Raw genomic sequence first — 518 nt, 5'->3', positions numbered from 1 at the left:
GACGGGCCCCCGGAGGGCACCGCCCCGGTCCGGCTCGGCGAGCTGGTGGTCCGCAAGGGCCTGATCACCGAAGCCGAACTCGAATTCGTGCTGCAGAAGCAGGGCGTCGAGAACGGGCGCCTCGGCAACCTCCTGGTCGCCCACGGGCTCGCGACCCAGAAGGACATCGCGCGCGTGCTCGCCGAACAGCAGAGCCATCCGGCGGAGTTCGCCGACATGGACACGCTGCCGGAGCCCCACCCGGAGGCAACCCAGCCCTTCAACCAGGCGCTGTGCCTCTCCCGGGGGTTCCTGCCGCTGGCCCTGGAGGGCGAGACGCTGACGGTGGTGCTCGGCGACGGCAGCCCCGAAGAGATCGCCGATCTCGTACGCCGGCGTACCGGCTGGCGGGTACGCTTCCTCCAGGGGGAGTTCGCCCGGGTGGCCCGCGCGGTGCGGCAGCACTTCTACTTTGCCGACAATCCGCCCGAGCACGTGATCCAGCGCGAGATCCGGATGCTCGAGCGCGATGTGGACCG

Annotated in this window: 1 pseudogene; it reads left to right on the top strand. The window is 70.8% G+C overall.

The window, feature by feature from the left end:
• Positions 1 to 518, top strand: a pseudogene (locus G7A99_RS24550) (secretion system protein); the annotation flags it as partial.

It is taken from the genome of Arhodomonas sp. KWT, from assembly GCF_010993615.1.
The sequence above is the reverse complement of the archived record's forward strand: the minus strand, read 5'-3'. Positions and strand labels throughout refer to the sequence as shown.